Annotated in this window: 1 protein-coding gene; it reads right to left on the minus strand. The window is 44.7% G+C overall.

Annotated elements, in window-relative coordinates; translation table 11 throughout:
- Positions 1–1,964, minus strand: a 1,964-nt coding sequence (locus BBROOKSOX_RS10420; protein WP_180324003.1) for a galactose-binding domain-containing protein, incomplete at both ends; no start/stop codon positions are given.

Here is a 1,964-nt window from a genome sequence, read left to right on the forward strand (position 1 = left end):
GAAAGTCTTGTTGATAGGTGTGGGTACTGAAGTCTGCTTTATTAGAAATACTAACTTGGTAGTTGCTTAGTCTATTTGCACAGCAATCAGTGCGGTTGTAGATAATGATTTCATTGATCTTTTTCTTACCGCCTAGATCAACCTGCCACCAAGCGCCTTGTTCATCTTTGGTACTGGTTGTGCTACTATTTAAGAATTCACCATCAGTGTTGCCATCTACTGCATAGCCAGCAACAGCGTGGATGCGGTGTGGATATATACTGGATTGTGTGGCAGGTTTTCCAAGCGCTAGATTATAACTAGAGGCGTATGCGCCTCCATAACCTGAATCACCCCATGTCCTGATTGAACCATCGGGTTTAACAGCAGTAAAGGCATATGCATTTGAATAAATCTCAATATAACCTTTATCAGTGGGTGTGCTTGTGTGCTCACCCTTTAAGTTACTCCACGAATTCTCTAAGTCACCCCATGTCCTGATTGAGCCATCGGCTTTAAGGGCGGCAAAGGCTCTATAGGTTGAATAAATCTTGATATAACCTTTGTCAGTGGGTACGTCGGGTGCGTTTGTACCTCCACTCTCTGAGTTGCCCCACGCCTTGATTGAACCATCGTGTGTAAGCACAGCAAAAGCAAATGCATTTGAATAAATCTTGGTATAGCCACTGCCAGCGGGTGCGTTTGCGCCTCCAGAATCCGAGTCACCCCATGCCTTGATTGATCCATCAGCTTTAAGAGCAGCAAAGGCATATGTATTTGAATAAATATCGGTATAGCCAGTGCCATCGGGTGCGTTTGCACCTCCAGCATTTGCTTCACCCCAAACCTTAATTGATCCATCGGCTTTAAGGGCGGCAAAGGCATATTCACTTGAGTAAATCTTAGTATAATCATTGCCAGCAGGTGCGCTTGTGACTCCAGAAACTGGGCTACCCCAAGCCTTAATTGATCCATCAGCTTTAAGGGCGGCAAAGGCATCAACAGTTGAATAAATCTTGGTATAGCCGCTGCCATCGGGTGCGTTTGCGCCTCCTCTAGTAGGGTCACCCCATGCCTTGATTAAGCCATCGTGTGTAAGGGCGGCAAAGGCAAATGTATTTGAATAAATCTTGGTATAGCCACTGCCAGCGGGTGCGTTTGCGCCTCCAGAACTTGAGTCACCCCATGCCTTGATTGAGCCATCGGGTGTAAGGGCGGCAAAGGCATTAGCAGTTGAATAAATCTTAGTATAGCCTTTGTCAGTGGGCATGGGTGTGTTTGTGTCGTTTAAGTCACCCCACATTGTAATTGAGCCGTCGGCTCTAAGGGCGGCAAAGGCATATTGATTTGAATAAATCTTGGTATAGCCACTATCAGTAGGTGCTTTTTTTCTTCCAAAATATGAATTACCCCACGCCATGATTGACCCATCGGCTTTAAGGGCGGCAAAACCCATCTTACTGGTATAATTTGGTGTATTATTAAACCCGCCAAAATCACTCTGAGCACGAGAATAACCCACCTCAGAAAAACGCAAAGGATCGACACCCATAACCTGAACTTCTGCTAGAGACAGATAGTCCTTATCAAGCAACTGGATTCTAACATAGCGACCTTGTTTGCCTGATGCGTCCAATTGAATGATTTTTTTAGGATTGGGTGCGACATGAAAGTCTTGTTGATAGATATGGGTGCTGAAGTCTGCTTTATTAGAAATACTAACTTGGTAGTTGCTTAGTCTATTTGCACAGCAATCAGTGCGGTTGTAGATAATGATTTGCTTGATATCTTTCTTACTACCTAGATCAACCTGCCACCAAGCACCTTGTTCAATGTTGGTATGAGTTGTGCTGCTATTTAAGAATTCGCCATTAGTGTTACCATCTACTGCATAACTAGCAGCAACGGGGATAGAGTATGGATATGTGCTGGATTCTGTGGCAGGTTTTCCAAGCGCTAGATTATAACTAGAGGCGTATGCGCCT

It is taken from the genome of bacterium endosymbiont of Bathymodiolus sp. 5 South (assembly GCF_900128535.1).
In the GTDB taxonomy this organism is placed as follows: Bacteria; Pseudomonadota; Gammaproteobacteria; order PS1; family Pseudothioglobaceae; genus Thiodubiliella.